This window comes from Rhizobium sp. CFBP 13726 (genome assembly GCF_014841925.1).
GTDB classification, from domain to species: domain Bacteria; phylum Pseudomonadota; class Alphaproteobacteria; order Rhizobiales; family Rhizobiaceae; genus Neorhizobium; species Neorhizobium soli.
In genome coordinates this window covers 396,993-421,204 of the sequence record NZ_JACYUU010000003.1, presented here as the reverse complement: position 1 = coordinate 421,204, position 24,212 = coordinate 396,993, and the positions used below count along the sequence as shown (strand labels likewise).

Below are 24,212 nucleotides of genomic sequence, written 5' to 3'. Positions count from 1 at the left end.
ACGTCAGGCCGCCTGGCTGACTTTCGCATAGGGGTCGAACCGACCGTAGAAGGTCTCGCCCTTCGCCGCCATGTCCATGAGCAGCGGTGTCGGCTTGAAATGGCTGCCATATTGCGCGGCCAGCTTTTCGGCGAGTTCGACAAAGGTCTTCACACCCATGCCGTCGATGTAGGACAGCGTGCCACCCGTATAGGGGGCAAAGCCGAAGCCGAGGATGGAGCCGACATCGGCTTCGCGCGGATCGGTGACGATGCCTTCCTCGACGGTGCGGGCGGCTTCCAGTGCGATCGTCACGAGGAAGCGCTGCTTCAGCACGGTAACGTCGACATCTCGGGCCGGCTTTTGCGGATAGAGATCCTTGAGGCCGGGCCAGAGCGATTTTTTCGCGGGCTTGGCGGGGTAGTCGTAGAAGCCCTTGCCGTTCTTGCGGCCGCGGCGATCGAGCACATCGACCATGTTGTCGATCAGCGCCATGTGTTCCGGCTTGACCGAGTTGGGGCCGAGATCGGCGATCGAGGCCTTCATGATCTTCTGGCTGAGATCGACAGCCACTTCATCGTTAAGAGACAGCGGGCCGACCGGCATGCCGGCCATCTTGGCGGCATTCTCGATCATGGCTGCCGGCACGCCTTCGGCCAGCATGTCATAGGCTTCGTTGATATAGCGGAAGACGCAGCGGTTGACGAAGAAGCCTCTCGTGTCGTTTACGACGATCGGCGTCTTCTTGATCTTGCCGACAAAATCCAGCGCAACGGCGAGCGCCCTGTCGCCCGTCTTTTCGCCCAGGATGACTTCGGTCAGCATCATCTTTTCGACCGGCGAGAAGAAATGCACGCCGACGAACTGGTCCGGACGCTTGGAGTTTTCCGCGAGGCCCGAGATCGGAAGGGTGGAGGTGTTCGACGCGAAGATCGTGGTTTCCGGAATGACGGCTTCGACCGCTTCGATCACGGCCTTCTTGACCTTGCGGTCTTCGAACACCGCCTCGATGACGAGATCGGCATCTGCAAGTGTCGAATAGTCCGGCGTGGCGGTGACGAGCGAGAGGAGCTTTTCGCCCTCCTCCTTCGTCAGGCGACCCTTGGCGACGCTGTCGGATACCAGCTTTTCGGAGACGGCCTTGCCCTTGTCGGCTGCTTCCTGGCTCTGGTCGATCAGCACGACGGGAATGCCGGCGGCAGCCGTCACATAGGCAATCGAGGCACCCATGAAGCCCGCGCCGACCACGCCGACCTTCTTGAATTCGCTTTTTGGAACGCCTGCCGGACGACGGGCGCCCTTGCCCAGTTCCTGCATCGAGATGAACAGCGAACGGATCATCGAGAAGGCTTCGGTGGTGCCGAGGATCTGCGTGAAATAGCGCTGCTCGACCTTGAGCGCCGTATCGAAGGGCAGCTGAAGTCCCTCGTAGACGCATTTGAGGATGGCGAGCGCGCCCGGATAATTGCCTGCCGTCTCACGGCGCAGGATGGCGGGGGCCGCCGGGAAAAGCTGGGCAGCCTGTGGCGTCCAGACCCCGCCGCCGGGTGCCTTGAATCCCTTTTCGTCCCACGGAGCGACGGGCTTCAAACCATCCTTGATCATCTGCTTTGCAGCGGTCACGAGCTGATCGGGCTCGACGACCTGATGCACGAGACCCATCGCCTTGGCGCGTTGCGGCGTCAGCGTCTGACCGGTCGTCATCATTTGCAGGGCGGACTGGGCATCGGTGAGGCGCGAGACACGCTGCGTGCCGCCGGCGCCCGGAAAGATGCCGACCTTGACTTCAGGCAGCGCAAGCTTGACCGACTTGGAATTCGCGACGACGCGACCGTGGCATGCCAGCGACAGCTCGAGAGCGCCGCCCATGCAGGTGCCGTTGATGGCCGATACCCAGGGCTTGCCGTTGGTTTCGATGGCGCGGAACAGCCAGGTCATTTGCCCTGCAACCTCGAACAGCTTCTGCTTGGCGGTAACCGGGTCCTGTGCGGTCGCTTCCTGCAGCATGGAGAACATGCTGCGGATCATGGTGAGGTCGGCACCGCCGGAAAACGAGGATTTGCCGCTGGTAAAGACAACGCCCTTGATGGCGGCATCCGCGACGGTTGCCTTCAGGATCGCGTCGAGTTCTTCCAACACCTCGGCGGTAAAGACGTTCATCGACTTGCCCGGCATATCCCAGGTGACGACAGCAATGCCGTCCGCGTCGGTTTCGATGGTGAAGTTGGTGTAGGTCATTGGGTTCCTCCCCTATCAGGCCGACAAATGGCTGCGCTGGGTTTCCAACGTCCTGGTCTTTTCGACCACGACATCGCCGGTGTGCTTCGTCTCGGACGGTTCGAACACGAGTATCCAGCACTCATCGGCCGCGACCGGATTGTGCTCGACGCCCTTTGGAACGACATGGAAGTCGCCTGCCTTCATATGGACATGCGGCCGGTCCCGATATTCGATGGTGAGTTCGCCCTTCCAGATGAGGAACAGTTCGTCCTCGTCGCGATGCGAATGCCAGGTCAGATGATCCTTGACCTTGGCGACCTTCACGCTCTGTCCGTTGAGATCGGCAATGACGCGTGGCGACCAGTGGTCGTCAACATGCGCAAATTCGTCTTCGACTGTACCGGTATTGAAGCTCACGGTCAGACCCTCTCGATCACGGTAGCAGTACCCATGCCGGCACCGATGCAGAGCGTGACCATTGCGGTGTTGAGATCGCGGCGTTCCAGTTCGTCGAGGACGGTGCCGAGGATCATCGCGCCGGTGGCACCGAGCGGGTGGCCCATGGCAATCGCCCCACCATTGACGTTGATGATGTCGTGGGAAATGTCGAACGCCTGCATGTAGCGCAGCACGACGGCGGCAAAGGCTTCGTTGAGTTCGAACAGGTCGATATCGGCAATCGTCATGCCGGTGCGGGCCAGCAGCTTTTCGGTGACGTCGACAGGGCCGGTCAGCATCAGCGCCGGATCGGAGCCGATGTTTGCAAAGGCACGGATACGGGCACGCGGCTTGATGCCCATGCTTTCGCCGCCGGCCTTGGAGCCGATCAGGACGGCGGCAGCGCCATCGACGATGCCAGACGAATTGCCGGCGTGGTGGACGTAATTGATCTTTTCGATTTCCGGATGCGCCTGAATGCCAACAGCTTCGAAGCCGCCCATTTCGCCGGGCATCTGGAACGAGGCATTGAGCGAGGCAAGCGCCTGCATGTCGGTGGACGGCCGCATATGCTCGTCGCGGTCGAGAATGGTCAGGCCGTTCTGATCCTTGACCGGGATCACCGAGTTCTTGAAGTAGCCGGCATCCCAGGCTTTTCCGGCGCGCTTCTGGCTTTCGACGGCATAGGCATCGACGTCATCACGGGAGAACCCGTATTTCGTCGCGATCAGATCGGCCGAGACGCCCTGCGGCATGAAGTAGGACGGGAAATTGACCGAAGGGTCCATGTACCAGGCGCCGCCGGACATGCCCATGCCGACGCGCGACATCGACTCGACACCGCCGGCAATGACGATGTCGTCGGATCCGGCTGCGATCTTGCCGGCGCCGAAATTGACGGCATCAAGGCCCGATGCGCAGAAACGGGAGATCTGCATGCCGGGTGCCCGGGTCGAATATCCCGCTTCGAAGGCCGCAGCCTTAGGGATGACGGCGCCGCTGTCCATGACAGGATCGACGCAACCCATGATGATGTCGTCGACGGTGTCCGTGTCGAGCCCGTTGCGATCACGGATGGCTTCGAGGGTCTTTGCCGCGAGACGGACAGCCGGCACTTCGTGCAGCGAGCCGTCCTTCTTGCCGCGACCGCGCGGCGTGCGCACGTGATCGTAAATGAAGACTTCGGTCATGGTGTCATCTCCCTTGGTGGCAAATTACATTGCCTTTGTTTCACTGCGGGAGAGAAGACCCCTCCCAAACCCTCCCCGCAAGAGGGAGGGTTTATCCCGCCGCGCCGCCGATGTTCAATCGGGACGAGCAGTCGCCACACATTTTCTCCCCCTTTGAGGGGGAGATGGCCGGCAGGCCAGAGGGGGTAGCCAACGCCTCAGAACGCCTCGGCGGCCAGTTCCATCATGGTGTCTGCGCCGGCCTCGATGCGCACCTTGCGCAGCGCGGTTTCCGGCATGATACGCTCCATATAGAACTTCGCCGTGACGAGCTTTGCTTTCAGGTACTCTTCGCGCGGGTCCCCGGCGGCCAATGCGGTTTGAGCTGCCTTTGCCATCTTCGCCCACATGTAACCGAGCGTGACGAGGCCGAACAGGTGCATGTAGTCGGTCGAGCCGGCACCGGCATTGTCGGGCTTGGCCATGGCGTTCTGCATGAACCACATTGTCGAGGCCTGCAGGTCGTTCAGACCCTTCTTGAGGCCCTTGGTGTAGAGAACCATCGCCTCGTCGCCGCGGTTTTCCTCGCAGAAATCACCGATTTCCTTGAACATGGCCATGACGGCGCGGCCGCCGTTAAGCGCCAGCTTGCGGCCAACCAGATCGAGCGCCTGAATGCCGTTGGCGCCTTCGTAGATCATCGCGATGCGGGCATCGCGGACATACTGGCTCATGCCCCACTCTTCGATATAGCCGTGGCCGCCGAAGACCTGCTGGGCCATGACCGCGTGATCAAAGCCCTTGTCGGTCAGCACGCCCTTGAGGATCGGCGTGGCAAGCCCGAGGAGATCGTCCGCGTTCTGGCGTTCCGCTTCGTCCTGCGAGCGATGGGCGATATCGGATTTCAGCGCCGTCCACAAAACGAAGGCGCGGCCTGCCTCGTTGAAGGCCTTAATGGTCATCAGCGAGCGGCGGATATCCGGATGGACGATGATAGGGTCAGCCTTCTTATCCGGCGCTTTCGCGCCCGAAAGCGAACGGCCCTGGATACGCTCGTTGGCATAGGCGACGGCGTTCTGATAGGCGGTTTCCGCGATCGACAGGCCCTGGAGGCCAACACCGAGGCGGGCTTCGTTCATCATCACGAACATGGCCGAGAGACCCTTGTTCTCGGCACCGATCAGATAGCCCGTGGCATCGTCATAGTTCATGACGCAGGTGGAGTTGCCGTGGATGCCCATCTTCTCTTCGAGCGCACCGCAGCTGACGCCGTTGCGGGCTCCGAGCGAACCGTCATCGCCCACCATGAACTTCGGCACGATGAACAGCGAGATGCCCTTGGTGCCTTCAGGCGCGCCCTCGATCCGCGCGAGAACCAGATGCACGATATTGTCGGTCATCGAGTGTTCACCGGCGGAGATAAAGATCTTCTGACCGGAGATTTTGTAGGAGCCATCATCCTGCGGCACCGCCTTGGTGCGCAGCAGACCGAGATCCGTGCCGCAATGGGGCTCGGTGAGGTTCATGGTGCCCGACCAACTACCGCCGACCATGTTGGGCAGATAGGTGGCCTTCTGCTCGTCCGTGCCGTGGACGAGGATGGCGGCGATCGCCCCTTGCGTCAGGCCGGGATACATCATCAGCGACATGTTGGCCGACGACATATATTCGCCGACGGCGGCATGCAGTGTGTAGGGCAGGCCCTGGCCGCCGAACTCTTCCGGTACGGCCAGGCCGATCCAGCCGCCCTGGACATACTGGTCATAGGCCTGCTTGAAGCCGTTGGGCACCAAAACAGTGCCGTCGTCGTTGCGGGTGCAGCCTTCCCGGTCGCCGGAAAGGTTGATCGGGAACAGCGCCTCTTCGGCCACTCTCGCCGCTTCGCCGATGATCGCCTCGATCATGTCGGGCGTCGCATCGGCAAAACCCTGCAGGTTGCCGTAACGCTCCAAGCCGAGCACATCATTCAGAACGAAAAGTGTATCGTTTACCGGTGCCTTATAGACGGGCATCGTTATCCATCCTCCAGATTAGCCTGACGCTTCCTCCCGGGCATTACAGCCCGTCGTCTCCTGCACTTACTTAATTGACGTTCGCGTAAACGTCAAACAGTTGGAGGCTCATATCGCGAGCCGATTTTGACCCGGCGTTAGCATCACCTAATAGGTGCTTTCGCCTGCACTGCCGAGAAAGTCGCGCCCGCCGCGCTGCATCACAGTGATAGCATCGTCGAAACCCGTGTCATCCGGGCAAACATGCGGAATCGTGGCAAAAAGGTTAAGATCTTAACGAACATTAACGATTTATTTACTACGTTTCTGGAAATAGTGGGGACTACGGGAGGTCAGTCAAATCCATCCAACGAATGAGTCGTTCTTTCATAAGGCAAGCCTTGCGTAAGAAATGTCTAATATGGATGTGATTCACCGGTGCCAATAGGCGGCGGATGAGGCTGAAACCGAGCGTCGGCAGGTAAAACGCGGAAGCGAGCGAGCACATGAACGGATCACGATCGAATCCCAACCGCCCGGGCGAACGCTCCTCTCTTGACGCCCTGAACCGTACGATCGAGGGCCTGGAGGCCCGAATCGAGGATCTGATGTCGGGCGCCGGGCGCGAACGCCGCCAGCCCGCTTCCGACCCGCGGCTCGAAAAGCAGGCGTCCGTGCAGCCCCCGCAGATGCAGAGGCCAGCGGCGCCTCGCTTTGCCGACCCGCTGGCGGAAATCCGCGAGCGACAGCGCATGCTGGGATCGGCCCGCGAGCGCATGGCAAGCGCACAGCAGTCGCATGCGGCCGAACCGGTCCGCCAACCCGTCCAATCACCACTCCGCGAAAAGATCACGCCGCCGGAAGCCTATCGTCCCAGCCAGGAGCGCCGTCCGGCTGCACCGGTTGCGGCAACTGCCACCGAAGTTTCTGCGAGCCGCTTCGAACGGGCCGTCGCCAGCCGCGATATGCAAATGCGGGAAACCCGCCAGCAGGCGACCGATGGCGCCTCCATGCGCGAAATCGCCGAAGCGCTGGTCGGCTTGCGTCATGAACTGAAGCAGGACATCGCCGAAGGCGTCGCCCGCGAGATGGGCGCACTGCAAACCGAAATCCGCTCGATCCGCTCGATTGCCGAAGATCATCGCGGCACCGAAGACCTGCGCGGCGATTTCTCCCGTCTTGCCGACAGCATTAGTCAGCTGGGCTACAGCAATTCTCCCGATGCGGAGGCCCTGCGCGCCGAGTTCGAGGAACTGCGCAATGTCATGGCCCAGGTCATGGATGGCGTGGCACGCGAAGATTCCGTGCAGCGCATGGAAAGCCGCTGGCAAGGGCTGGAAGAGCGAATCCACGGGCTTGAGCCAGAGCTTCTGCGCGACGAGGTTTCGCAGCTCGCCTACCGGATCGACGACATCAAGACCCAGCTTGGCGGCATGAACGACAGCCCCGCGCTGCGCGCGCTGGAGCAGAAGCTGATTGCGATCGCGACCGCGATGGAGCAACTCGGCAGCCGCATGCAGCCATCCGACGAACTGCTTGCCGAGCAGTTCACCATTCTCGACGAGCGTCTCGACGAAATCACTCGCGCCGTTGCCGCCGGCAGCCGTGCTTCGGCTGCAGCCACGCTCGACCAGGCTTTCATGCAGAAGCTCGACGGCCGGATCGTCGCTATCGCAGAGCAGGTCGATCAGATCAGCCAGGCTGCTGCCGATCCGAGCGAGATGCTGTCCGGACGGATCGAAGCGCTGACCGCGCGGATCGAGGAACTCTCCGACGAACAGGCCGCCATGCGGCTGGAAGAGCGGCTCGACCAGCTTTCGGTCATGCTGACGCAGGCGCAGAAGCCCGCCTATCAGACCGAGCTTTCCGACCACCTCGCCGATATCTCGCGCAAGATCGATGGTCTTGATCACAACTCGATCAACGACATGCTGGGCGAGCGGCTGGATGATCTCGCCCGTCGTATCGACGAGATCGAATATCGCCCGGCGCCTGCCACCGACGAGCGGGCCTTCGACCGGTTGGAAACCCGGCTGACCGACATCGCCATGCGACTGGACGAAGCAGCCAGCGCACCGCGCGGCGACGAAAACGCCCTGCGTAGCCTGGAAGACCAGATTGCGCATCTTTCGAGCCTGATCAGCGAGCCGCAGACATCTTCGGTCACTGCGCTACCTGATGGTTTCGAGCATCGGTTCTCGGCAATCGAAAGCTACATGTCGACCAACGACGAGTACATTCTGGAAGCCGCACGGCAGGCCGCAGAAGCCGTCGTCGAGGCCTATTCGCGCAATACCGGCGCCGGCGGCATGGCCGTCGCGTCCGGCGACATGGCAGCCCTTTCAGCCCTCGCCGACGATCTTCGCCATCTTGAAGAGCTGACCCGTGGCACGGAAACGCGCAGCCATCAGACGTTCGAGGCCTTGCACGGAACGCTGGTGCAGATCGCCAATCGTCTGGACACGCTGGAAGACAGCATTTCCACGGCCCGTTTCGAGCCCGCCTATCGCGATGCGCCGGCCAATCGCGAAGCCCAGACCGACCAGCCGCTTCGCCATCCCAAGATGCCGGCCACAGCGCAACTGTCCGTTCCAGCGATGGAATTTGCCGGCGCCGAGGACCGCCATGTTGCTTTGGCAGATGCGCCCGTCGAAACCGACGAGGTCGTCGTGCCCCCTGCAGCCGCGCGGGAAGAGCCGGCCAAGCCCGGTCTGCTGGCCGGCCTCTCGAAGCGTTTCAAGTCGGGCACCCGCGATGCAGGCGAAAAGCCGGCCCGCACCGTCATAGAGCCAACGCCTTCGATCGATCCAGCCGACATTCTCCCAGCCGGCCGTGAAAACGACCTGCTGGAGCCGGGCTCGGGCGCTCCCGACGTCAAAAAGATCCTCGAGCGCGTGCGTGCCAGCCAGGCCGCCGGCGATTTCAGTGGCGAGAAACCCGGAACGGCCGACAAATCGGACCGCGCTGACTATATCGCCGCTGCCCGTCGTGCAGCCAAGGCCGCAGCACAGGAGACGGATCCTTCACAGGTCAACGCGGTCAAGAGCGTTCGCTCCGCCACCAAGTCGCAGACCACGTCGGTTGCCGGCACGCCGTCCGAAAAGACCGGCATGTTTGCCAAGTTTTCGCAGCATCGCCGCCCCATCCTGATGGCCGTCGGCGCCGTGCTGCTGGTGATGATGTCGATGCAGGTGGTCAAGAACGTGACCGGAAGCCGCGACAGCGCGCCCGAACAGGCTGCCCTCGAAGCCCCGGCTCCGGTCTCCGTGCCGGAAGAGACTGCGCAGGCTCCGAGCGCACCAGTCGAAGCTCCCGCTCCTGTCGACACCGCTCAGGCCCCGGCCGAAAGCCCTGCAGCCAGCGATGGTGACGGACAGGATGTGGCAGCGACGCCGCCTCCGGTCGCGCCCGACGCCGCGACAAACCACCTGATCGATCCGGTTCCCGCAGCCGGAGATCTCGCTTCAATGCGTCCGGCCGCCGAAGCTGCTCCGGCACCTTCAGAAGACGCCGGCTTCACGGCACAAGCGCCGGCTGCCGCTGAAATCGAGGCACCGGCTCCGATCGTCGTGCCTGTCGGCCTGGAGCCGAAATCGCTTGCCGACGCCGCATCGTCGGGCGATGCCAACGCGCTGTTCGAGATTGCCACCCGCTTTACCGAGGGACGCGGCGTCAAGACCGATCTTGCAGAGGCCGCAACCTGGTACAAGCTTGCCGCCGACCGTGGTCTTGCGCCTGCCCAGTACCGCATGGCGAACATGTTCGAAAAGGGAACGGGCGTAGAGCGCAACCTCGGCGAAGCCGTTCGCTACTATCAGCTGGCTGCCGAAGCCGGCAATGCCAGCGCCATGCACAACCTCGCCGTTCTCTACGCGTCCGGTGCCACGGGCCAGCCCGACTACAGCCAGGCCGTCAAGTGGTTCACCCAGGCCGCCGACCACGGTGTCGCCGACAGCCAGTTCAACCTTGCCATCCTGTTTGCCCGCGGCAACGGCGTGAAGCAGGATCTGGAAGAGAGCTACAAGTGGTTTGCCGTTGCGGCAAAGGCAGGCGACAACGACGCCGCCCAGAAGCGCGACGAAGTGGCGAATGCCATGCGCAAGGAACAGCTGGAAAGCGCCCGCGCCAAGGTCGACCTCTGGAAGGTGATGACACCCGAGCCGCGGGCAAATGCCGTTGTTGTTCCGGATGAATGGGCTGCCGGCAAGCGTCTTACCACCGCATCTGTTGACATGGAAAAGGCCGTCCGCAACATCCAGGCGATCCTCAACAAGAACGGCTTTGAAGCCGGACGGCCGGACGGCAAGCTTGGCGCCAAGACGGTAAGCGCAATCAAGTCGTTCCAGTCCTCGATCGGCCAGGAGCCTTCCGGCCGCATCAACGACGCACTGGTTCGGGAATTGCTGGCACGCAACAAGTAGCCAGCAACCCGTAAGACGACCAATCCGGTCGGGCTGGGGACTATCGGCCACGCCCATTGGAAAACGCTGAAGCTGCTGTTTTCCCCGCGGATTCACGAATTGACACCCCGGCAGGCCAAGCGCATGACGGGGTGTCCTTCATGCGCGGTTCATCGCGTCTGTGAAAGGGTTCCCCAAAGCCAGAGCGACGGCCATCTTGAATGCGTGCCGCCTGCAACGGCGTTGTCTTTTTCGACGTGTCGAGGTTCAGCCGTGACTGTCTACCTGCCGATTGCAGAGCTTTCGGTGAACATCTTCATCATCCTTGGCATGGGTGCAGCTGTCGGGTTTCTGTCCGGCATGTTCGGCGTCGGCGGTGGCTTCCTGATCACGCCGCTTTTGATCTTCTATAACATCCCGCCCGTCGTTGCCGTGGCAACCGGCGCCAACCAGGTCGTTGCCTCCTCGATCTCGGGCGCGATCACCCATTTCCGGCGCGGGTCGCTGGATATGAAACTGGGCACGGTACTGCTTGCCGGGGGCCTTGTCGGCGCGACGGTCGGTGTGTGGATCTTCTCCTGGCTACGCCGCATCGGCCAGCTCGACCTGTTCATCTCGCTTCTCTATGTCGTGCTTTTGTCGACGATCGGCGCGCTGATGCTGCAGGAGAGCCTCAGAGCTATGCGGCGGGCAAAGAACAACCAGCAGCTACCGCTGAAACGCCCGGGCCAGCACAACTGGGTGCACCGCCTGCCCTTCAAGATGCGGTTCAAGAAGTCGAAGATCTATCTCTCCGCCATTCCGATCCTGGTGCTCGGCTTCGTCATCGGCGTCCTCACCTCCATCATGGGCGTCGGCGGCGGCTTCATCATGGTGCCGGCGATGATCTATCTCCTGCGCATTCCAACCAATGTCGTGGTCGGTACCTCTCTGTTCCAGATCATCTTCACCACCGCCTATACGACGATGGTTCAGGCGGCGACGAACTACTCCGTTGATATCGTGCTTGCGACGATCCTGATGATTGCCGGCGTGATCGGCGCCCAGTACGGCGTGCGCGTCGGCCAGAAGCTGCGCGGCGAACAGCTGCGCGCGCTTTTGGCGCTGCTGGTTCTCGCCGTCGGCATCCGTCTTGCGATCGGCCTGATCGCAACGCCGAGCGACGTCTATTCGGTGGCCGTCGGAGGACTGTCCTACTGATGCGCAGGCTGATCCTCTCCCTCCTTCTTCTTCTCTCATTCGGATTGTCGCTGGCAACGCAGGTCGCGGCCCAGACGCCGTTCGACACGGCCTCGCCGATCAAGGAAGGGCTGGAGATCGGAGCATCGTCGAGCGAGATTGCCATCACCTCGGATTTCCGCGGCGCCGACCTCACGATCTTCGGGGCCATTACCAATCCGGACGAGCTGCTGCTCGCGATCGGTCAGTACGATATCGTCGTGACGCTTGAAGGTCCGCGCGACTATGCCACCGTGCGGCGCAAGGAACGCGTGCTCGGGATCTGGATGAACACCCAGGCGATGACGTTCGAACAGGTGCCGGAGAGCTATTCGATCGCCAGCACACGCCAGCTGAACGACCTCGATCACCAGGCGCCGTCCTTCAACAATATCGGGGTCGGCATCGAACACCTGCCTCTCAACCCCACCGGCTACATTCCGAATTCCGGTCTGATCAGCGATTTCCGCGAGGCCTATCGCCGGCAGAAGCTCAACAGCGGGCTTTACCAGCGCGACACGAGCGGCGTGCGCTTCGTCTCGTCCAGCCTGTTCCGAGCCTCGTTGCGGCTTCCAGCCAACGTGCCCGATGGCGTGCACATGGTCCACGCCTATCTGTTCAAGAGCGGCGACCTGATCTTTCAGCGGGAAATGCCGTTGCGCGTGGTCAAGACCGGCCTGGAGCAGGCGATCACCGATGCAGCCCACGAGCGTCCGATCGCCTACGGTCTGTTCTGCGTGCTGATCGCTGTCGTGACCGGATGGGGCGCCAGCATCATCTTCCGCAAGGACTGATCGTCTAACAAATTCGCCGGAACGGTTTCCAATCCTCTCCTCACGCCCTAGTTAGGGCGCAACATACAGTTCCAATGCAAAGCGTCAGCATGTTCCGCCGGATCGCCGCACGCCTTTTGGCTTCCCTGTCCCTCCTCCGTCCGCTGCTTCGGCCATCCGAACTGCGCGCAGTCATCAGGCGCAGCGAATTCGGCCTGATCCTGATCGCAGGCGTTGTCGGGGTTCTCGCCGGCCTCGCGGTCGCCGCGATGAGTTTTATCTCGCACGCGCTGCATGTCCTGATCTTCAAGATAGGCAGCACCGAGCGCTTAAGCTCGGCAGCGTTTCTCGAGCCGACGACGGTGCTTTTGGCGCCGGTTGCCGGCGGTGTCGTTATGGGCCTGCTGTACCTGATCCTGCGCAAGTGGCGTAAAAAGCCGATGGTCGACCCGATTGAGGCCAATGCGCTGCATGGCGGTCGCCTGTCACTGACCGACAGCATCATCGTCGCGGTGCAGAACCTGATCTCCAACGGCTTCGGCACCTCGATCGGGCTTGAGGCCGGCTATACGCAGCTGTCCTCCGGCATTGCGTCGAAGATCGGGTCATTGGTGCAGTTGCGGCGAACGGATCTGCGCGTGCTGGTTGGCTGCGGTGCTGCCGGTGCCATCGCATCCGCCTTCAACGCACCGCTGACCGGCGCCTTCTACGCGTTCGAGCTGATCATCGGCACCTACACGATCGTGAGCCTCGCGCCCGTCGTCGTTGCGGCGCTTGCGGCAACCTTCGTCACCCGGCTTTTCGTCGGCGATGCCTTCATGATCGATATCGGCAAGATCGGCACCGTCGTGCCCGCCGATTACCTGCCGGCGGTGGTGCTGGGCATCGTCTGTGCCGGCGGCGGCATCCTGCTCATGCAGGGCGTGACCAAGGTCGAGGAACTGGCGCGCGCCAGTTCCATCTCGTCCGCCTTCCGGCCGGCGATCGGCGGACTTGCGGTGGGCCTGCTGGCGCTGATCGATACGCAGGTGCTTTCGGCCGGTCACGGCGCGCTTCATGCCAGCCTCAACCAGAATATGGCGATTGGCGCGGTGCTGGGCCTGCTGCTGCTGAAATCCGTCGCTTCGGCCATTACCATCGGCGCCGGTTTCCGTGGCGGCTTGTTCTTTGCCTCGCTGTTTCTCGGTGCGCTGATCGGCAAGCTGTTTGCCTATTCGACACCCTACATCTTCGCCAATGCGACGCTGACGCCAGTCATCTATGCCGTGGTCGGAATGAGCGCGATGGCCGTTGCCGTGATCGGCGGACCGCTGACCATGACCTTCCTGGCGCTCGAAGTGACCGGTGACTTTCCGATCACGGCGCTGGCGCTTGCCGCGGTCATCACCTCGTCCGTCGTGGTGCGCACCACATTCGGCTACTCGTTTGCGACATGGCGTTTTCACCTGCGTGGTGAAAGCATCCGCAGCGCCCATGACGTCGGGTGGATCCGCAACCTTACCGTCGACAAGCTGATGCGCGCCGACGTGAAGACGGCACCGGCATCCATGACGCTCGAGGATTTTCGCAAGGAGTTTCCGCTTGGATCAACCCAGCGCGTGATCATGGTCGGCGAAGACGAAAAATATATCGGCATGGTGCTGACGCCGGAAATCTATTCGGCGGCGACCGAAGGCGGCGAGGAAAAGCCGCAGCTTGCCGATTTCATCCGCTTCAAGAACGACGTTCTTCTGCGCAGCATGAATGCCAAGCAGGCGGCGGCGATGTTCGACAAGACGGAGACGGAAGCGCTGGCCGTGGTCAACAACCAGATCGAGCGCAAGGTGATCGGCCAGCTTTCGGAAAGCCATACGCTGCGGCGCTACACGGAAGAGCTGGACCGCAGGCGGCGGGAGATCTCGGGCGAGATCTAGGCGGCACGCATCGTTTGAGTCGGCGGGGCGGAACCGCTGTGGTCCGCCCCGCCGGTGGCATTACATAGCAGGCAGAACCGCGATGTCACGTACATCGGTCTCGACGCCGGAGATCGTACCGACTTCAGTCGCAGCGCCCGTTTCCAGGTTGACCGTGTAGAGCATCTTTCCGGCTGCGAGATAGGCTGTGTTCTTGCCGCCGTCTTCACCCTGAATATCGAAGGCGTAGGTCGCAGGCTTGTCCTTGAGACCGAGCTTGCCGATTGCCTTCAGGGTACCGTCGTTCGGCTTGGTCTGCTGGATCAGTGCGCCGATCGTGGCATCGATGTTGTACATCGCGGTCTTCTCGGGCTTGCCGATCGAATTGGTATAGGCCGCGGCGACGATGTTCGGGGCCTCGCCCTTGTGCATGTCGCCCTCTTCGAAGGCGAGCGTCCCATCGACCGTGACGGCGCCCGTATCCGGATGGACGCGGTGGTTGGTGGTGCCGGTCATGAAGCGCAGGCGGTCCGCCATCGGGTTGAAATCGACCACAACAGGAGCGTCCGACATGGTCAGCATCTTGTCCATCTTGGCGACTTCGGTGGCGGCACCGGTTTCGAGATTGATCGAGACGATCGCGTGTTCCGGCGTGACGCCGATCACGGTCTTGTTGCCCGGACGGAAATCAATGCCAACCAGCTTGGTGACGCCGGTGACTTCCATCGTCTTGGTGACTTCAGGCTTTGCCGTGTCGAACATCACCAGCGTCTTGTCGCCGGTAAGACCGAGGACCGGGGCGGCGGAGGCGGCAACTGCGCCCGTGACGGCTGAAGCTGCGAGGATCGAGGATGCGATCAGAGCGTGGCGAAGGGTCTTCATGGTGTCTGTTCTCCCGTTGAAACCTTTGACGAGAGCATGTCGGCGCATGGCCTTTCCTATGCTCTCAGAAGGGAGACACACGGGAGGATACGTTTGGATGCAGCAGACGAAAATATTTTTCGCTGCATCCAGTTTCCGGTTTGGCGTGTCCTTAAGTTCGAAGGCGACTTTGCAGCCGGTAAACCTTTCGAGACTGGACGAGCCCATGCCCGCCGTGGCAACAGCACAGAGACGATATTCGCGTTCCTGCGAACGCGCATGGGGAGAGAGCGGCTTGGCCCTGGTGACCGACCAAACACACGATCTCGAAAGGGCGCTTGCCGCCTGCGCTGCGGGCGACCGTCAGGGCTTGCGCCGCATCTTCGACGACGAGGCCGGCCGGCTGGTGGCTGTTGCGCAGCGGATCGTGCGGCGGCGGGAACTGGCGGAAGAAGTGGTGCAGGAAGCCTTCATCCGCATCTGGACCCATGCGCACCAATATTCCCCCGACCGCGGATCGGCGCGCGGCTGGATCTACGCGATCGTGCGCAACCGCGCGCTCAATCTGTTGCGCGATGGCAAGCGCGAGGATCTGGTCGGCGAAGATAGGCTCGAGACGCTGCAGGACGGCGAGCAGCTGGACCAGATCATGGCCTCTTTCCACAGGCTCGACCGCAACAGCCGCCTGCACGAGTGCCTCGGTTCCCTCGACGAGATCAAGCGACGCGGCATCCTGATGGCCTATGTCGGCGGCTACACGCATGGCGAGATCGCCGGACGCCTCAAGCTTCCGCTTGGAACGGCAAAATCGTGGATCCGGCGCGGACTTTCCTCGTTGCGGGAGTGCATGGCATGAGGATCGAGGAAAGAGACTTTCCGGCCATCGCCGACGACTATGTTCTGGGTCTTCTCGATGCGGCTGAGGCTGCCGAGGTCGAGGCAGCCATCGAGCGCGATGCGGCTCTCGCTGATGCCGTGGCCAAGGCACGCGAACGGTTCCTGCCGCTCGATACCAGCGTCGAGCCGGCTCCGGTGTCATCAGCTCTGTGGGACGCGATCTCCTCAAGTCTGCCGCAGCAACCTGGTGCCGCGGCCCCGTCTCTCGCTTCGGTGTCGCCGAGACTGCCTCTCGCCGGCAACGACAACAGCCGTTCCGGCTGGCGGGCAACCGCCATCTCCGCGATCGCCGCCTCGCTGATCCTTGCGGGCGGTCTCGTCTGGAGCGTCACCCGGGTAAACGAGCCGCTGGTGGTGGCCGTGCTCCTCAACGAGGCCGGCGAAATCCAGGCCGTGGTCGAAGACTTCGGCAACGACACGGCAAGCGTGAGACTGCTCAGCGACTTTACGGTGCCGCAAGACAAGACGATGCAGGTCTGGACGCTGCCCTCGCGTGACATGGGGCCGATGTCGCTCGGTCTTCTCGAACAACCGCATTCGGCGACACTCAGCGGCTCCACTCTGCCGCGACCACAGGAAACGCAGCTCTACGAGATCACGTTGGAACAGGCGGGCGGTTCGCCAACCGGACGGCCGACCGGCCCGATCCTCGCCAAAGGGTTTGCCAAGCTGGCGCGGTAGAGGCGCGCAACCGCCTTGGCCTTTCGGCCAATTGCGCACCAAAAACCGGGCTGTATTCTCCCTTCGCCGAAGGGAGAATGGGATGACGCTGACGCAGGACACACCTCGTCCGACAGGTGAACCGATGACGATCACCTGCCAGGACGGGGTGGTGCTCGGCGGTCACATCTGGCCGGCAACGGGGCCGCCGCTTGCCAGTGTCGTCATCAACCCGGCAACCGGCGTCCTTGCCCGCTACTATCACTATTATGCAGAGTTTCTAACGAGGCACGGCTTCGATGTGCTGACCTACGATTATCGCGGCATCGGACTGTCGCGACCGGCGAGCCTTAAGGGCTGCGGCTATCGCTGGCGGGACTGGGGCGAGCAGGATTTCGACGCAGCGCTTCGGTTCATGCACGGCAGGCGGCCGGATCAACCGCTGCAGGTGGTTGGCCACAGTATCGGCGGCTATCTGCCCGGCCTATCTCCGAACGGGGCACGGATCGACCGGATGCTGACGGTGGGCGCGCAATACGCCTACTGGCGCGATTATGCGCCGGGGCACCGCGCCCGGCTGTTTTTCAAGTGGCATGTCGTGATGCCGGTGCTTACCGCCGCATTCGGCTATTTCCCGGGCAAGCGGCTCGGCTGGCTCGAAGACCTGCCGGCAGGCGTTGCCAACGAGTGGAGCTTTCGCGGGGCCCGGATGGAGATGACCCATCCGGTCGGCGAGCGCGACGAGGTTCTGCGCCGGTTTGCGGCGGTCACGGCACCCATCCTGGCCATTGCCGTTGCGGACGACGACATCGGCAGCGTGGCAGCTATTCGCCGCAGCCTTGCCTATTATACCGGCGCCGAACGGACGGAGGTTCTGCTGGAGCCCGCGGTCTACGGGCACTCACGGATCGGGCATTTCGGCCTGTTCCACGCGCGCCACAGTGAGGAGTTCTGGACCGACACACTGCGTTGGCTGAAGGAGGGGATTGATCCCTGGGGCGATCAGCCCAGCAAATTGCCGTAGCGGACGGAATAGATGCGATCGCGCCCGAGGAGGTGGGCGACCAGGGTTTCGCGGTCGAATATGCCGTGCATCGCCTTGTGATTGAGGTCGAGGCCGCCGGCGAGAACACCGAAGGCGGGCATGAGGAGGCGGTGGCCGTCACTGGCAAAGCACGGACGGCGGACGGATTTTTCGCGGCGGCGGACCGTGGCGGACGGGTGGAGATGGCCTGCGACCTCACCCTTGACGCCGTTCGGGCCGGCAGCGAGGCTCGGTTCATGGCGGAAGACGAGGTCGCCATAGACGAGTTCGTCGGAGCAGGTGCCCGGCAGGTCGATCGTTCCATCAGGATCGTGGTTGCCGTTGATCCAGATCCAGTCGCGGCCGCGCGCCATGTCTGCGATCATCGTGCGCAGGTTTGCCGGCAGGTATTCCGAGCCGCGGCGATCATGGAAATTGTCGCCGAGCGACACGACCACTTTCGGATCGTAGCGGGCAATGACGGCGGCGAGGATGTTGAGAGTGGCGATCGTATCGTAGGGCGGCAGCATCATGCCGCGCCTTGCAAAGGCAGCGCCTTTTTCCAGATGCAGGTCGGACACGACGAGCATGCCGGTTGCCGGCAGATAGAGGCCGCCGAGCGGATCGCAGACAGCCGCGACGCCATGGACAACGATCTCTTCCGCGCCGGTAGCGGCCGGGGTCATCGTGCTGGATTGAGCGGCGAGGCGCAGGCGGTGCAGCAATGTCTTTCGGTCTTTCCTGTCTTGCGGTGCAAAGCCTTTTATCCCCGCGCCGGGCCTTTGTCCGGGCTAGCGTCGCGAATAAAGCCTTACCCCATCGCCTCGGCGATCAATTCGTCTGCGGCCTCGGCCAACACCACGTCCTGCGCTTCGCCCGGCACCGTTTCCCGGCCGATTTCCAGCATGATCGGTACCGCCAGCGGCGAAACGCGATCAAGGGCGCGGTGGGTGATATGCCCTTTGATTCGTGCCAGCATATCTCCTAGCCGGCCAATATCCAAAAGCCCCGTTGCCGCATCGCGGCGTGTCGCCTCCAAAAGAACGTGATCGGGCTCGTGGCTGCGCAGCACGTCGTAGATCAGATCGGTCGAGACCGTGACCTGCCGGCCGGTCTTTTCCTTGCCCGGATGACGCCGCTCGATCAATCCGGAAATCACGGCGCAATTGCGGAAAGTCCGTTTCAGCAGATAGCTTTCGGCGAGCCAGGTTTCGAGATCATCGCCCAGCATGTCCTCGTCGAACAGATCGGAAAGGCTGAGGCTGCCGTCCGCGATCATGCCCCCCATGTCGTTGAGGCCATAGACGGCAAGTGAATAATCGGTGGCGACGAAGCCGAGCGGCCTGCCGCCTGCGCGCTCCAGCCGGCGTGTGAGAAGCATGCCAAGCGTCTGGTGGGCGAGCCGCCCTTCGAAGCAGTAGGCGATCATGAAGAAGCGTTTGCCGCGTGGAAAGGTCTCGATTAGCAGCTCGTCGCGGCGCGGCAGGATGGAGCGTTCCTTCTGGATCGCCAGCCAGTCGCGCACCTGATCCGGTAGAACCTTCCAGCGTTCCGGATCCGCCAGCATGGCGCGCACCTGATCGGCGAGATAGGTGGTGAGCGGAAACTTTGCGCCCGCATAGGTCGGGATCATCGGATCGGTCGAATAGGTGTTCGACACCAGACATTCGTTCTCGCGGATGGTTTCAAACCGCAGCACCTTGCCGGCAAACAGAAACGTATCGCCGGGCACGAGCTGTTCCAGGAACTGCTCCTCCACCTTGCCGAGCGTCATGCCGCCGCGGCCGACGGCACCCTTGGCGTTGCGCTTGACGAGGCGGACACTGAGCTCGGTCGCCTCGACGATGGTGCCGAGGTTGAGGCGGTATTGCTGCGCCACCTGCGCATTCGACACCCGCCAGAGGCCCTGCTCCGTCTTGCGGATCTTGGCGTAACGCTCGTAGGCGCGCAGGGCATAGCCGCCGGTCGCGACGAAATCGACGATCCGTTCGAACATTTCCCACGAAAGGCCGGCATAGGGCGAGGCCGAGATGATCTCGTCATAGAGCTCGAGCGGATCGAACGGCTCGGCGCAGGCCATGCCGAGGACGTGCTGGGCGAGAACATCGAGCGCACCTTCGCCGACCGGCGGCGTATCCTGGGCGCCCAAGTAATTGGCATCGAGCGCCGCCTGGCATTCCATCACCTCGAACCGGTTGCCGGGCACAAGGATCGCCTTCGAGGGTTCGTCCATGCGGTGATTGGCGCGGCCGATACGCTGGGCAAGACGCGAGGCCCCCTTGGGCGCGCCGATATGGAGGACGAGATCGATATCGCCCCAGTCGATCCCCATGTCGAGCGTCGAGGTGGCAACGACGGCGCGCAGCTTGTTTTCGGCCATCGCCGCTTCCACCTTGCGACGCTGGCCGGCATCGAGCGAGCCGTGGTGAAGGGCGATCGGAAGATTGTCGTCGTTGATGGTCCACAGCGCCTGGAACAGGAATTCCGCCTGGAAGCGGGTGTTGACGAAGATCAGCGTCGTCGCATGCCGCTTGATCTCGCGGTAGACGTCCGGGATGGCATAGGCCGAAACATGGCCGCCCCAGGGGATGCGGTTTTCCGTGTCGAGAATGGTGATGTCAGGGGCAGCACCCCCGGTAACATGAACGAGGCCCGCGGGTGGGGCCGGGTTTTCGCCCTGCGGCACCAGCCAGCGCTGGAGATCCATCGGATCGGCCACGGTGGCCGACAGCCCGATCGTCTGCATGCCCGGTGCGAGGCGGCGCAGGCGCCCGAGGGCGAGCGACAGGAGGTGGCCGCGCTTGGAGGTGACCAGAGAATGCAGCTCATCAAGGACGACGTATTTCAGGTCCTTGAAGAACCGCTCCGCCTCCTTGTTGGCGAGCAGCAGCGACACCTGTTCGGGCGTGGTCAGCAGAATATCGGGCGGATTGAGCTTCTGGCGCTGTCGCTTCGACTGCGGCGTGTCGCCGGTGCGGTTCTCGACGGTGACGGCAAGCCCCATTTCGGTGACGGGCTTCATCAGGTTTCGCTCAATATCGACCGTCAGCGCCTTGAGCGGCGAGATGTAGAGCGTGTGGATACCGGTAAAGGCCGAGCCGGGTGGGATCTTGCCACGCATGACCAGATCGGTCAGCGACGGCATGAAGCCCGCAAGCGTCTTGCCGGCACCGGTCGGGGCGATCAGCAGCATGTTTTCGCCGGCCTGGGCGCGGGCGAGAAGTTCCAGCTGGTGGGCGCGCGGAGACCAGCCCTTTTCCGCGAACCATTTGAGGAACGGGCGGGGCAGAGCGACAGCATCAGAGCCGGGCGTTGGGTTTTCGACGAGATCCACGTCGTTAAGGTAAGACGAACCTGGCGAAAATGAAGAGCATTACCGAACGATATATCTATCGGTGCGGTGGTTGATCGCAAGCGTCAGGTTCAGCGTCACCGCGGCGATGACCGAGCAGAGGATGACGAAGGGGCTGGCAACGAGGAAGGACAGGACCAGCACGACGCAATCAAGCCCGAGCTGGACGAAGCCGGCCCGCCAGCCGAGACGGTCCTGCAGGTAGAGCGCGAGGATCCCGAAACCGCCGAGAGAGGCGCGATGGCGAAACAAGATCAGCATGCCGCAACCTATCAGGAGACCGCCGAACAGGGCGGCGATAACAGGATCGATCGCGCTGATGGTGATCAGCTTCGGCAGAACGCCTGTCAGCACCGACGTGACCGCAACGGCGGAGAAGGTCTTAACCGTGAACACCGGACCGAGCCGCTTGTAGGCAAGCCAGTAGAAGGGCAGGTTGATCAGGAAGAATGCGGCACCGAAACTGATATCGACCGAGTAGCGCAGCAGGAAGCCGATACCTGCCGTGCCGCCGATCAGAAGGTTTGCGGCCTGCAGCAGCACGACGCCCAGCGCTGCCAGCATGGAACCGGCAAGGATCGCCTGCACATCTTCGATGAGCGAGTGTTTTTCCGAGCTGGAAGCCCAAAGGCCGACGGGGCTCTTTTTGTCTGCGACGCTAGTCTTGTCGATCGCCTTTCCCATCAGCGCACCGCAATATAGCGGTCGGAGCGATGGTTGACGGTCAAGAGCAGGTTGAGCACGACGGCACTCAGCAGCGACCAGACCACGGTCATCGGGCTGACGACGAAAAAGGCAGCGGCCATGACGCAGAGATCGAAACCCAGCTGGACGAGGCCTGCCGGGATCTTGAAACGGTCCTGGATATAGATCGCGAGAATGCCGATGCCGCCAAGCGAGGCGCGGTGCCGGTACAGGCCCAAGAGCCCGAAGCCGATCAGGATGCCGCCGAGCAGCGCTGCCCAGAACGGATCGAGATACTGGATCACCAGAAAGCGCTTCTCCAGCTCGGCAATGACGGAAACGCCGGCAATGGCGATGAAGGTCTTGACCGAGAAGCCGAGGCCGAGGCGCTTGAAGGACAGGTAGTAGAACGGCAGATTGACGACGAAGAACAGGACGCCGAAGGGAATGTCGAACGCATAATGCAACAGGAAGGCGACGCCGGCCGTGCCGCTGGTGAGGAGCCCGACCTGGTTCAGCAGGTAGAGACCTAGGGCTGCGACCATGGCGCTGATGAACAGGCCCTGCGCATCTTCCAGCATCGTGTGGCGTGCCGGATCAAGGCTGTAGAAACCCATACGGCGCCTTGCTGCAACCTGTTCATCGGCCACGCTATTCCCCTTGATTTTCGGCGATTGTGCACCGCGATAGCAGCTTCATCAAGCGACATCGCTGCGCCCGCCGACGGCCTTTCGAAATAACAACAAAGTAAAGGCTTATCCGGTCTTTCGCGACAGAAACAGTATGCCGTGGATGGGTTTGCCGGCATCCATGCGAATAGTCGTCCGCTCGACGGCGATGAGATCGAAGCCGTAATGCGCGAGCAGGCCGCCGATATAGACTTCCGAATGGGCGTAACGGAGCGAATCCTTGAGCACAAACGTCTCGTCCTCGCCCGCATCTTCCACCGAGAAGGCGAACAGACCCGCCGATGCCAGAAGCTCGGTCACGAGCGGAAAGACGGTTTCGAGCGAGCCGAGATACATCAGCACATCGGCTGCCGAGACGAGGTCGGCGCGGTGGGGCGGAAGCGTGTCGAACAGGCCGGACTGTGCTGCCTCAAGGCTGAGGTCCGATTGCCCTAGGTGATCGTAGAGGTGTTTTTCCGCAGCCTTGGCCAGCATGTTGGCTGACAGGTCGAACCCTTCCAGGCGCCCTGCCCGGTCGCGGATCTCGGCCCCGAACAGGCCGGTGCCGCAGCCGAGATCGACCACGGTCGCAAACGGCCCATGTGGCGCGACCAGCGTGCCAAGCTTTTGCGGGACCGAGTAGTTGAGCTTTTCCACCAGTGACGTATCGAACCTGTCGGCATAATCATCGAACAGGCCCTCCACATAGCGGCTGGGCGGCTGGTCCGGGACATCGCCGGCGCCGATCAGCGCGAGCCGCAGGCTGGCGCCGAAGATATCGTCCGGCTGCAGTTCGAGCGCGCGGCGATAGGCGTCGGCTGCATTCGCGAGTGCCGCCTTGTCGCGGTATTCGCCGAGCCTGAACCATCCGGCGGCCCAGGTGGGCACGAGTTCCAGTGCCTGCTCCATCAGTTCTGCGGCGGCGGGAAAATCCTGTCCCTCGGCCAGCATGCGGGCATAATCCGCGCGGCGGTCGGCAATGACGTCACCGGAAGAGAACTGGATCGCGCTCATGGCGTGACGGCTTTCACTGGAGTTACGGCGGGCATTACGGCGACGGTGGAGTTGCGTCATCTCGCCATTCCCCTTGCCCCTCCTGTCACCCGGGCCACAAAAAAACTCAAGTTGTATTTGAGAGGCTAGTGAAGAGTGCCTATGTGACAGGTTGCGGGACTGTTCCCGCAAGGCTATGGCAATCCCAAACCAATTTTCCAACGGTGGAGACGATCGACGATGGCGGATGGCGTGAACAGGTTCCTCGGCGATTCGATCGGCCGCACGATCGTCAAGCTGATCGTCGTCTGCCTGATCGTCGGCTTCGTGCTGGCGTTTTTCGGCTTCACGCCGGACAATATCGTCGACACCATCCGCTACTATTTCCTCGACCTCTGGTACAACGGTTTCCAGGCACTGGGACGCGTCGGCGACTATCTTCTGCTCGGCGCGATCATCGTCGTGCCCGTTTTCATCGTGCTGCGCCTTCTGAGCATTCGCCGCTGAATGTCGATGGTGTCTCTCCCCTCCCGCCGCACGTTTCTGGTGCTCGCCGGCACCGGCCTTCTGCTTGCCGGCTGCTCCACCACATCTGTCATGACGCCGACGCCTGGTTCTGTCGACGAGACGGAAGCAGCGCTTCCGCTCGTCAACAAGCTGCGCCAGGCCCAGGGCCTTTCGCCGCTTGGCCTCGACAGGCCGGCCCAGCAAGCAGCCGGACGGCAGGCCGTCAGAATGGCGAAGGCGAAAGAGATGAAGCACCTGATCGGCTTCGGCGACGATTTCGGCGACCGGATGCGAAAGAGCGAGGTGGCGCTGCCAGCCGCCGAAAACATCGCGACCGGACAGCACACTGTCGGCGAAGCTGTTCAGGCCTGGATCGATTCGCCGAAACACCTGCGCAACATGCTGGGCAGCTACAAGAGCCTCGGCGTTGCCGCCGCCCGCGCAAGCGACGGACGGCTTTACTGGGCGATGGTACTTTCCAACTGA

19 protein-coding genes are annotated in these 24,212 nt (G+C 62.4%); 9 read left to right on the top strand and 10 right to left on the bottom strand.

All coding sequences use genetic code 11. The features are described 5' to 3' along the window. Positions 1-3: 3 nt before the first annotated feature. The 4 genes from IFT66_RS16070 to IFT66_RS16055 all read right to left on the bottom strand — a co-directional run bounded on the left by IFT66_RS16070 (position 4) and on the right by IFT66_RS16055 (position 5,818). A complete protein-coding gene (locus tag IFT66_RS16070) occupies positions 4-2,217 on the bottom strand; it encodes a 3-hydroxyacyl-CoA dehydrogenase NAD-binding domain-containing protein (RefSeq protein WP_192078209.1) in 2,214 nt (737 codons plus the stop codon). A gap of 15 nt (positions 2,218-2,232) precedes the next feature. Further along, the gene (locus IFT66_RS16065) at positions 2,233-2,616 is read right to left on the bottom strand and encodes a cupin domain-containing protein (RefSeq protein ID WP_192078208.1); all 384 of its coding nucleotides are present in this window, start codon (positions 2,614-2,616) and stop codon (positions 2,233-2,235) included. Between the two features lie 2 nt (positions 2,617-2,618). Continuing rightward, entirely contained in the window at positions 2,619-3,827 is a 1,209-nt protein-coding gene (locus IFT66_RS16060; protein WP_192078207.1) for an acetyl-CoA C-acetyltransferase, read from the bottom strand. Between the two features lie 197 nt (positions 3,828-4,024). After that, positions 4,025-5,818 (bottom strand): acyl-CoA dehydrogenase C-terminal domain-containing protein, encoded by a 1,794-nt coding sequence (locus tag IFT66_RS16055; RefSeq protein WP_192078206.1) that lies wholly within the window; start codon positions 5,816-5,818, stop codon positions 4,025-4,027. A 485-nt stretch (positions 5,819-6,303) separates the two neighbouring features. Here IFT66_RS16055 and IFT66_RS16050 point away from each other — a divergent pair, with 485 nt between their 5' ends. The 4 genes from IFT66_RS16050 to IFT66_RS16035 all read left to right on the top strand — a co-directional run bounded on the left by IFT66_RS16050 (position 6,304) and on the right by IFT66_RS16035 (position 14,101). Then, complete coding sequence (locus IFT66_RS16050) at positions 6,304-10,218, top strand: peptidoglycan-binding protein (RefSeq protein WP_192078205.1); 3,915 nt, start codon at positions 6,304-6,306, stop codon at positions 10,216-10,218. Between the two features lie 252 nt (positions 10,219-10,470). Further along, positions 10,471-11,397, top strand: coding sequence for a sulfite exporter TauE/SafE family protein (locus IFT66_RS16045; protein WP_062453888.1), 927 nt, complete (start codon positions 10,471-10,473; stop codon positions 11,395-11,397). Continuing rightward, positions 11,397-12,209 carry a TIGR02186 family protein gene (locus tag IFT66_RS16040; RefSeq protein WP_062453889.1) on the top strand — a complete coding sequence of 271 codons (813 nt, stop codon included), beginning with the start codon at positions 11,397-11,399 and terminating at the stop codon, positions 12,207-12,209. Before IFT66_RS16045 ends, IFT66_RS16040 begins: the two co-directional genes overlap by 1 nt. Before the next feature lie 89 nt (positions 12,210-12,298). Next, a complete protein-coding gene (locus IFT66_RS16035; protein ID WP_082476242.1) occupies positions 12,299-14,101 on the top strand; it encodes a chloride channel protein in 1,803 nt (600 codons plus the stop codon). Positions 14,102-14,161: 60 nt separating this feature from the next. Here the strand turns inward: IFT66_RS16035 and IFT66_RS16030 are convergent, their stop codons facing one another. Further along, a complete protein-coding gene (locus tag IFT66_RS16030) occupies positions 14,162-14,962 on the bottom strand; it encodes a DUF4394 domain-containing protein (protein ID WP_062578984.1) in 801 nt (266 codons plus the stop codon). A gap of 283 nt (positions 14,963-15,245) precedes the next feature. Here IFT66_RS16030 and IFT66_RS16025 point away from each other — a divergent pair, with 283 nt between their 5' ends. The 3 genes from IFT66_RS16025 (at position 15,246) to IFT66_RS16015 (ending at position 17,522) form a co-directional block, all read left to right on the top strand. Then, entirely contained in the window at positions 15,246-15,797 is a 552-nt protein-coding gene (locus IFT66_RS16025; RefSeq protein ID WP_342344779.1) for a sigma-70 family RNA polymerase sigma factor, read from the top strand. Then, entirely contained in the window at positions 15,794-16,519 is a 726-nt protein-coding gene (locus IFT66_RS16020; RefSeq protein WP_192078204.1) for an anti-sigma factor, read from the top strand. The genes IFT66_RS16025 and IFT66_RS16020 overlap by 4 nt, the downstream gene beginning before the upstream one ends. An 82-nt stretch (positions 16,520-16,601) precedes the next feature. Beyond that, positions 16,602-17,522 carry an alpha/beta hydrolase family protein gene (locus tag IFT66_RS16015; RefSeq protein WP_192078203.1) on the top strand — a complete coding sequence of 307 codons (921 nt, stop codon included), beginning with the start codon at positions 16,602-16,604 and terminating at the stop codon, positions 17,520-17,522. Here IFT66_RS16015 and pdeM read toward each other — a convergent pair. The 5 genes from pdeM to IFT66_RS15990 all read right to left on the bottom strand — a co-directional run bounded on the left by pdeM (position 17,501) and on the right by IFT66_RS15990 (position 23,240). Continuing rightward, complete coding sequence (pdeM, locus tag IFT66_RS16010) at positions 17,501-18,247, bottom strand: ligase-associated DNA damage response endonuclease PdeM (RefSeq protein ID WP_430258186.1); 747 nt, start codon at positions 18,245-18,247, stop codon at positions 17,501-17,503. The genes IFT66_RS16015 and pdeM overlap by 22 nt on opposite strands. Positions 18,248-18,333: 86 nt before the next feature. Continuing rightward, positions 18,334-20,856 (bottom strand): ligase-associated DNA damage response DEXH box helicase, encoded by a 2,523-nt coding sequence (locus IFT66_RS16005; RefSeq protein WP_192078202.1) that lies wholly within the window; start codon positions 20,854-20,856, stop codon positions 18,334-18,336. 39 nt (positions 20,857-20,895) lie between these two features. Beyond that, positions 20,896-21,558 (bottom strand): YitT family protein, encoded by a 663-nt coding sequence (locus tag IFT66_RS16000; RefSeq protein WP_192078201.1) that lies wholly within the window; start codon positions 21,556-21,558, stop codon positions 20,896-20,898. Then, positions 21,558-22,175, bottom strand: coding sequence for a YitT family protein (locus tag IFT66_RS15995; protein ID WP_062453896.1), 618 nt, complete (start codon positions 22,173-22,175; stop codon positions 21,558-21,560). Before IFT66_RS15995 ends, IFT66_RS16000 begins: the two co-directional genes overlap by 1 nt. A 138-nt stretch (positions 22,176-22,313) precedes the next feature. Continuing rightward, the gene (locus IFT66_RS15990) at positions 22,314-23,240 is read right to left on the bottom strand and encodes a class I SAM-dependent DNA methyltransferase (protein WP_192078291.1); all 927 of its coding nucleotides are present in this window, start codon (positions 23,238-23,240) and stop codon (positions 22,314-22,316) included. A gap of 219 nt (positions 23,241-23,459) precedes the next feature. Here IFT66_RS15990 and IFT66_RS15985 point away from each other — a divergent pair, with 219 nt between their 5' ends. Together IFT66_RS15985 and IFT66_RS15980 are read left to right on the top strand one after the other, a co-directional pair. Continuing rightward, positions 23,460-23,726, top strand: coding sequence for a DUF6460 domain-containing protein (locus tag IFT66_RS15985; RefSeq protein WP_062578966.1), 267 nt, complete (start codon positions 23,460-23,462; stop codon positions 23,724-23,726). Further along, positions 23,727-24,212 (top strand): CAP domain-containing protein, encoded by a 486-nt coding sequence (locus tag IFT66_RS15980; protein ID WP_175487290.1) that lies wholly within the window; start codon positions 23,727-23,729, stop codon positions 24,210-24,212.

What these genes read in the sequence shown, in the direction of transcription:
- IFT66_RS15985 (WP_062578966.1), top strand. Translation starts at nt 23,460, where the DNA reads ATGGCGGATGGCGTGAACAGGTTCCTCGGCGATTCGATCGGCCGCACG.
- IFT66_RS16015 (WP_192078203.1), top strand. Translation starts at nt 16,602, where the DNA reads ATGACGCTGACGCAGGACACACCTCGTCCGACAGGTGAACCGATGACG.
- IFT66_RS16060 (WP_192078207.1), bottom strand. Translation starts at nt 3,827, where the DNA reads ATGACCGAAGTCTTCATTTACGATCACGTGCGCACGCCGCGCGGTCGC.
- IFT66_RS16020 (WP_192078204.1), top strand. Translation starts at nt 15,794, where the DNA reads ATGAGGATCGAGGAAAGAGACTTTCCGGCCATCGCCGACGACTATGTT.
- IFT66_RS15980 (WP_175487290.1), top strand. Translation starts at nt 23,727, where the DNA reads ATGTCGATGGTGTCTCTCCCCTCCCGCCGCACGTTTCTGGTGCTCGCC.
- IFT66_RS16040 (WP_062453889.1), top strand. Translation starts at nt 11,397, where the DNA reads ATGCGCAGGCTGATCCTCTCCCTCCTTCTTCTTCTCTCATTCGGATTG.
- IFT66_RS16035 (WP_082476242.1), top strand. Translation starts at nt 12,299, where the DNA reads ATGTTCCGCCGGATCGCCGCACGCCTTTTGGCTTCCCTGTCCCTCCTC.
- IFT66_RS16030 (WP_062578984.1), bottom strand. Translation starts at nt 14,962, where the DNA reads ATGAAGACCCTTCGCCACGCTCTGATCGCATCCTCGATCCTCGCAGCT.
- IFT66_RS15995 (WP_062453896.1), bottom strand. Translation starts at nt 22,175, where the DNA reads ATGGGTTTCTACAGCCTTGATCCGGCACGCCACACGATGCTGGAAGAT.
- IFT66_RS16050 (WP_192078205.1), top strand. Translation starts at nt 6,304, where the DNA reads ATGAACGGATCACGATCGAATCCCAACCGCCCGGGCGAACGCTCCTCT.
- IFT66_RS16000 (WP_192078201.1), bottom strand. Translation starts at nt 21,558, where the DNA reads ATGGGAAAGGCGATCGACAAGACTAGCGTCGCAGACAAAAAGAGCCCC.
- IFT66_RS16070 (WP_192078209.1), bottom strand. Translation starts at nt 2,217, where the DNA reads ATGACCTACACCAACTTCACCATCGAAACCGACGCGGACGGCATTGCT.
- IFT66_RS16055 (WP_192078206.1), bottom strand. Translation starts at nt 5,818, where the DNA reads ATGCCCGTCTATAAGGCACCGGTAAACGATACACTTTTCGTTCTGAAT.
- IFT66_RS15990 (WP_192078291.1), bottom strand. Translation starts at nt 23,240, where the DNA reads ATGAGCGCGATCCAGTTCTCTTCCGGTGACGTCATTGCCGACCGCCGC.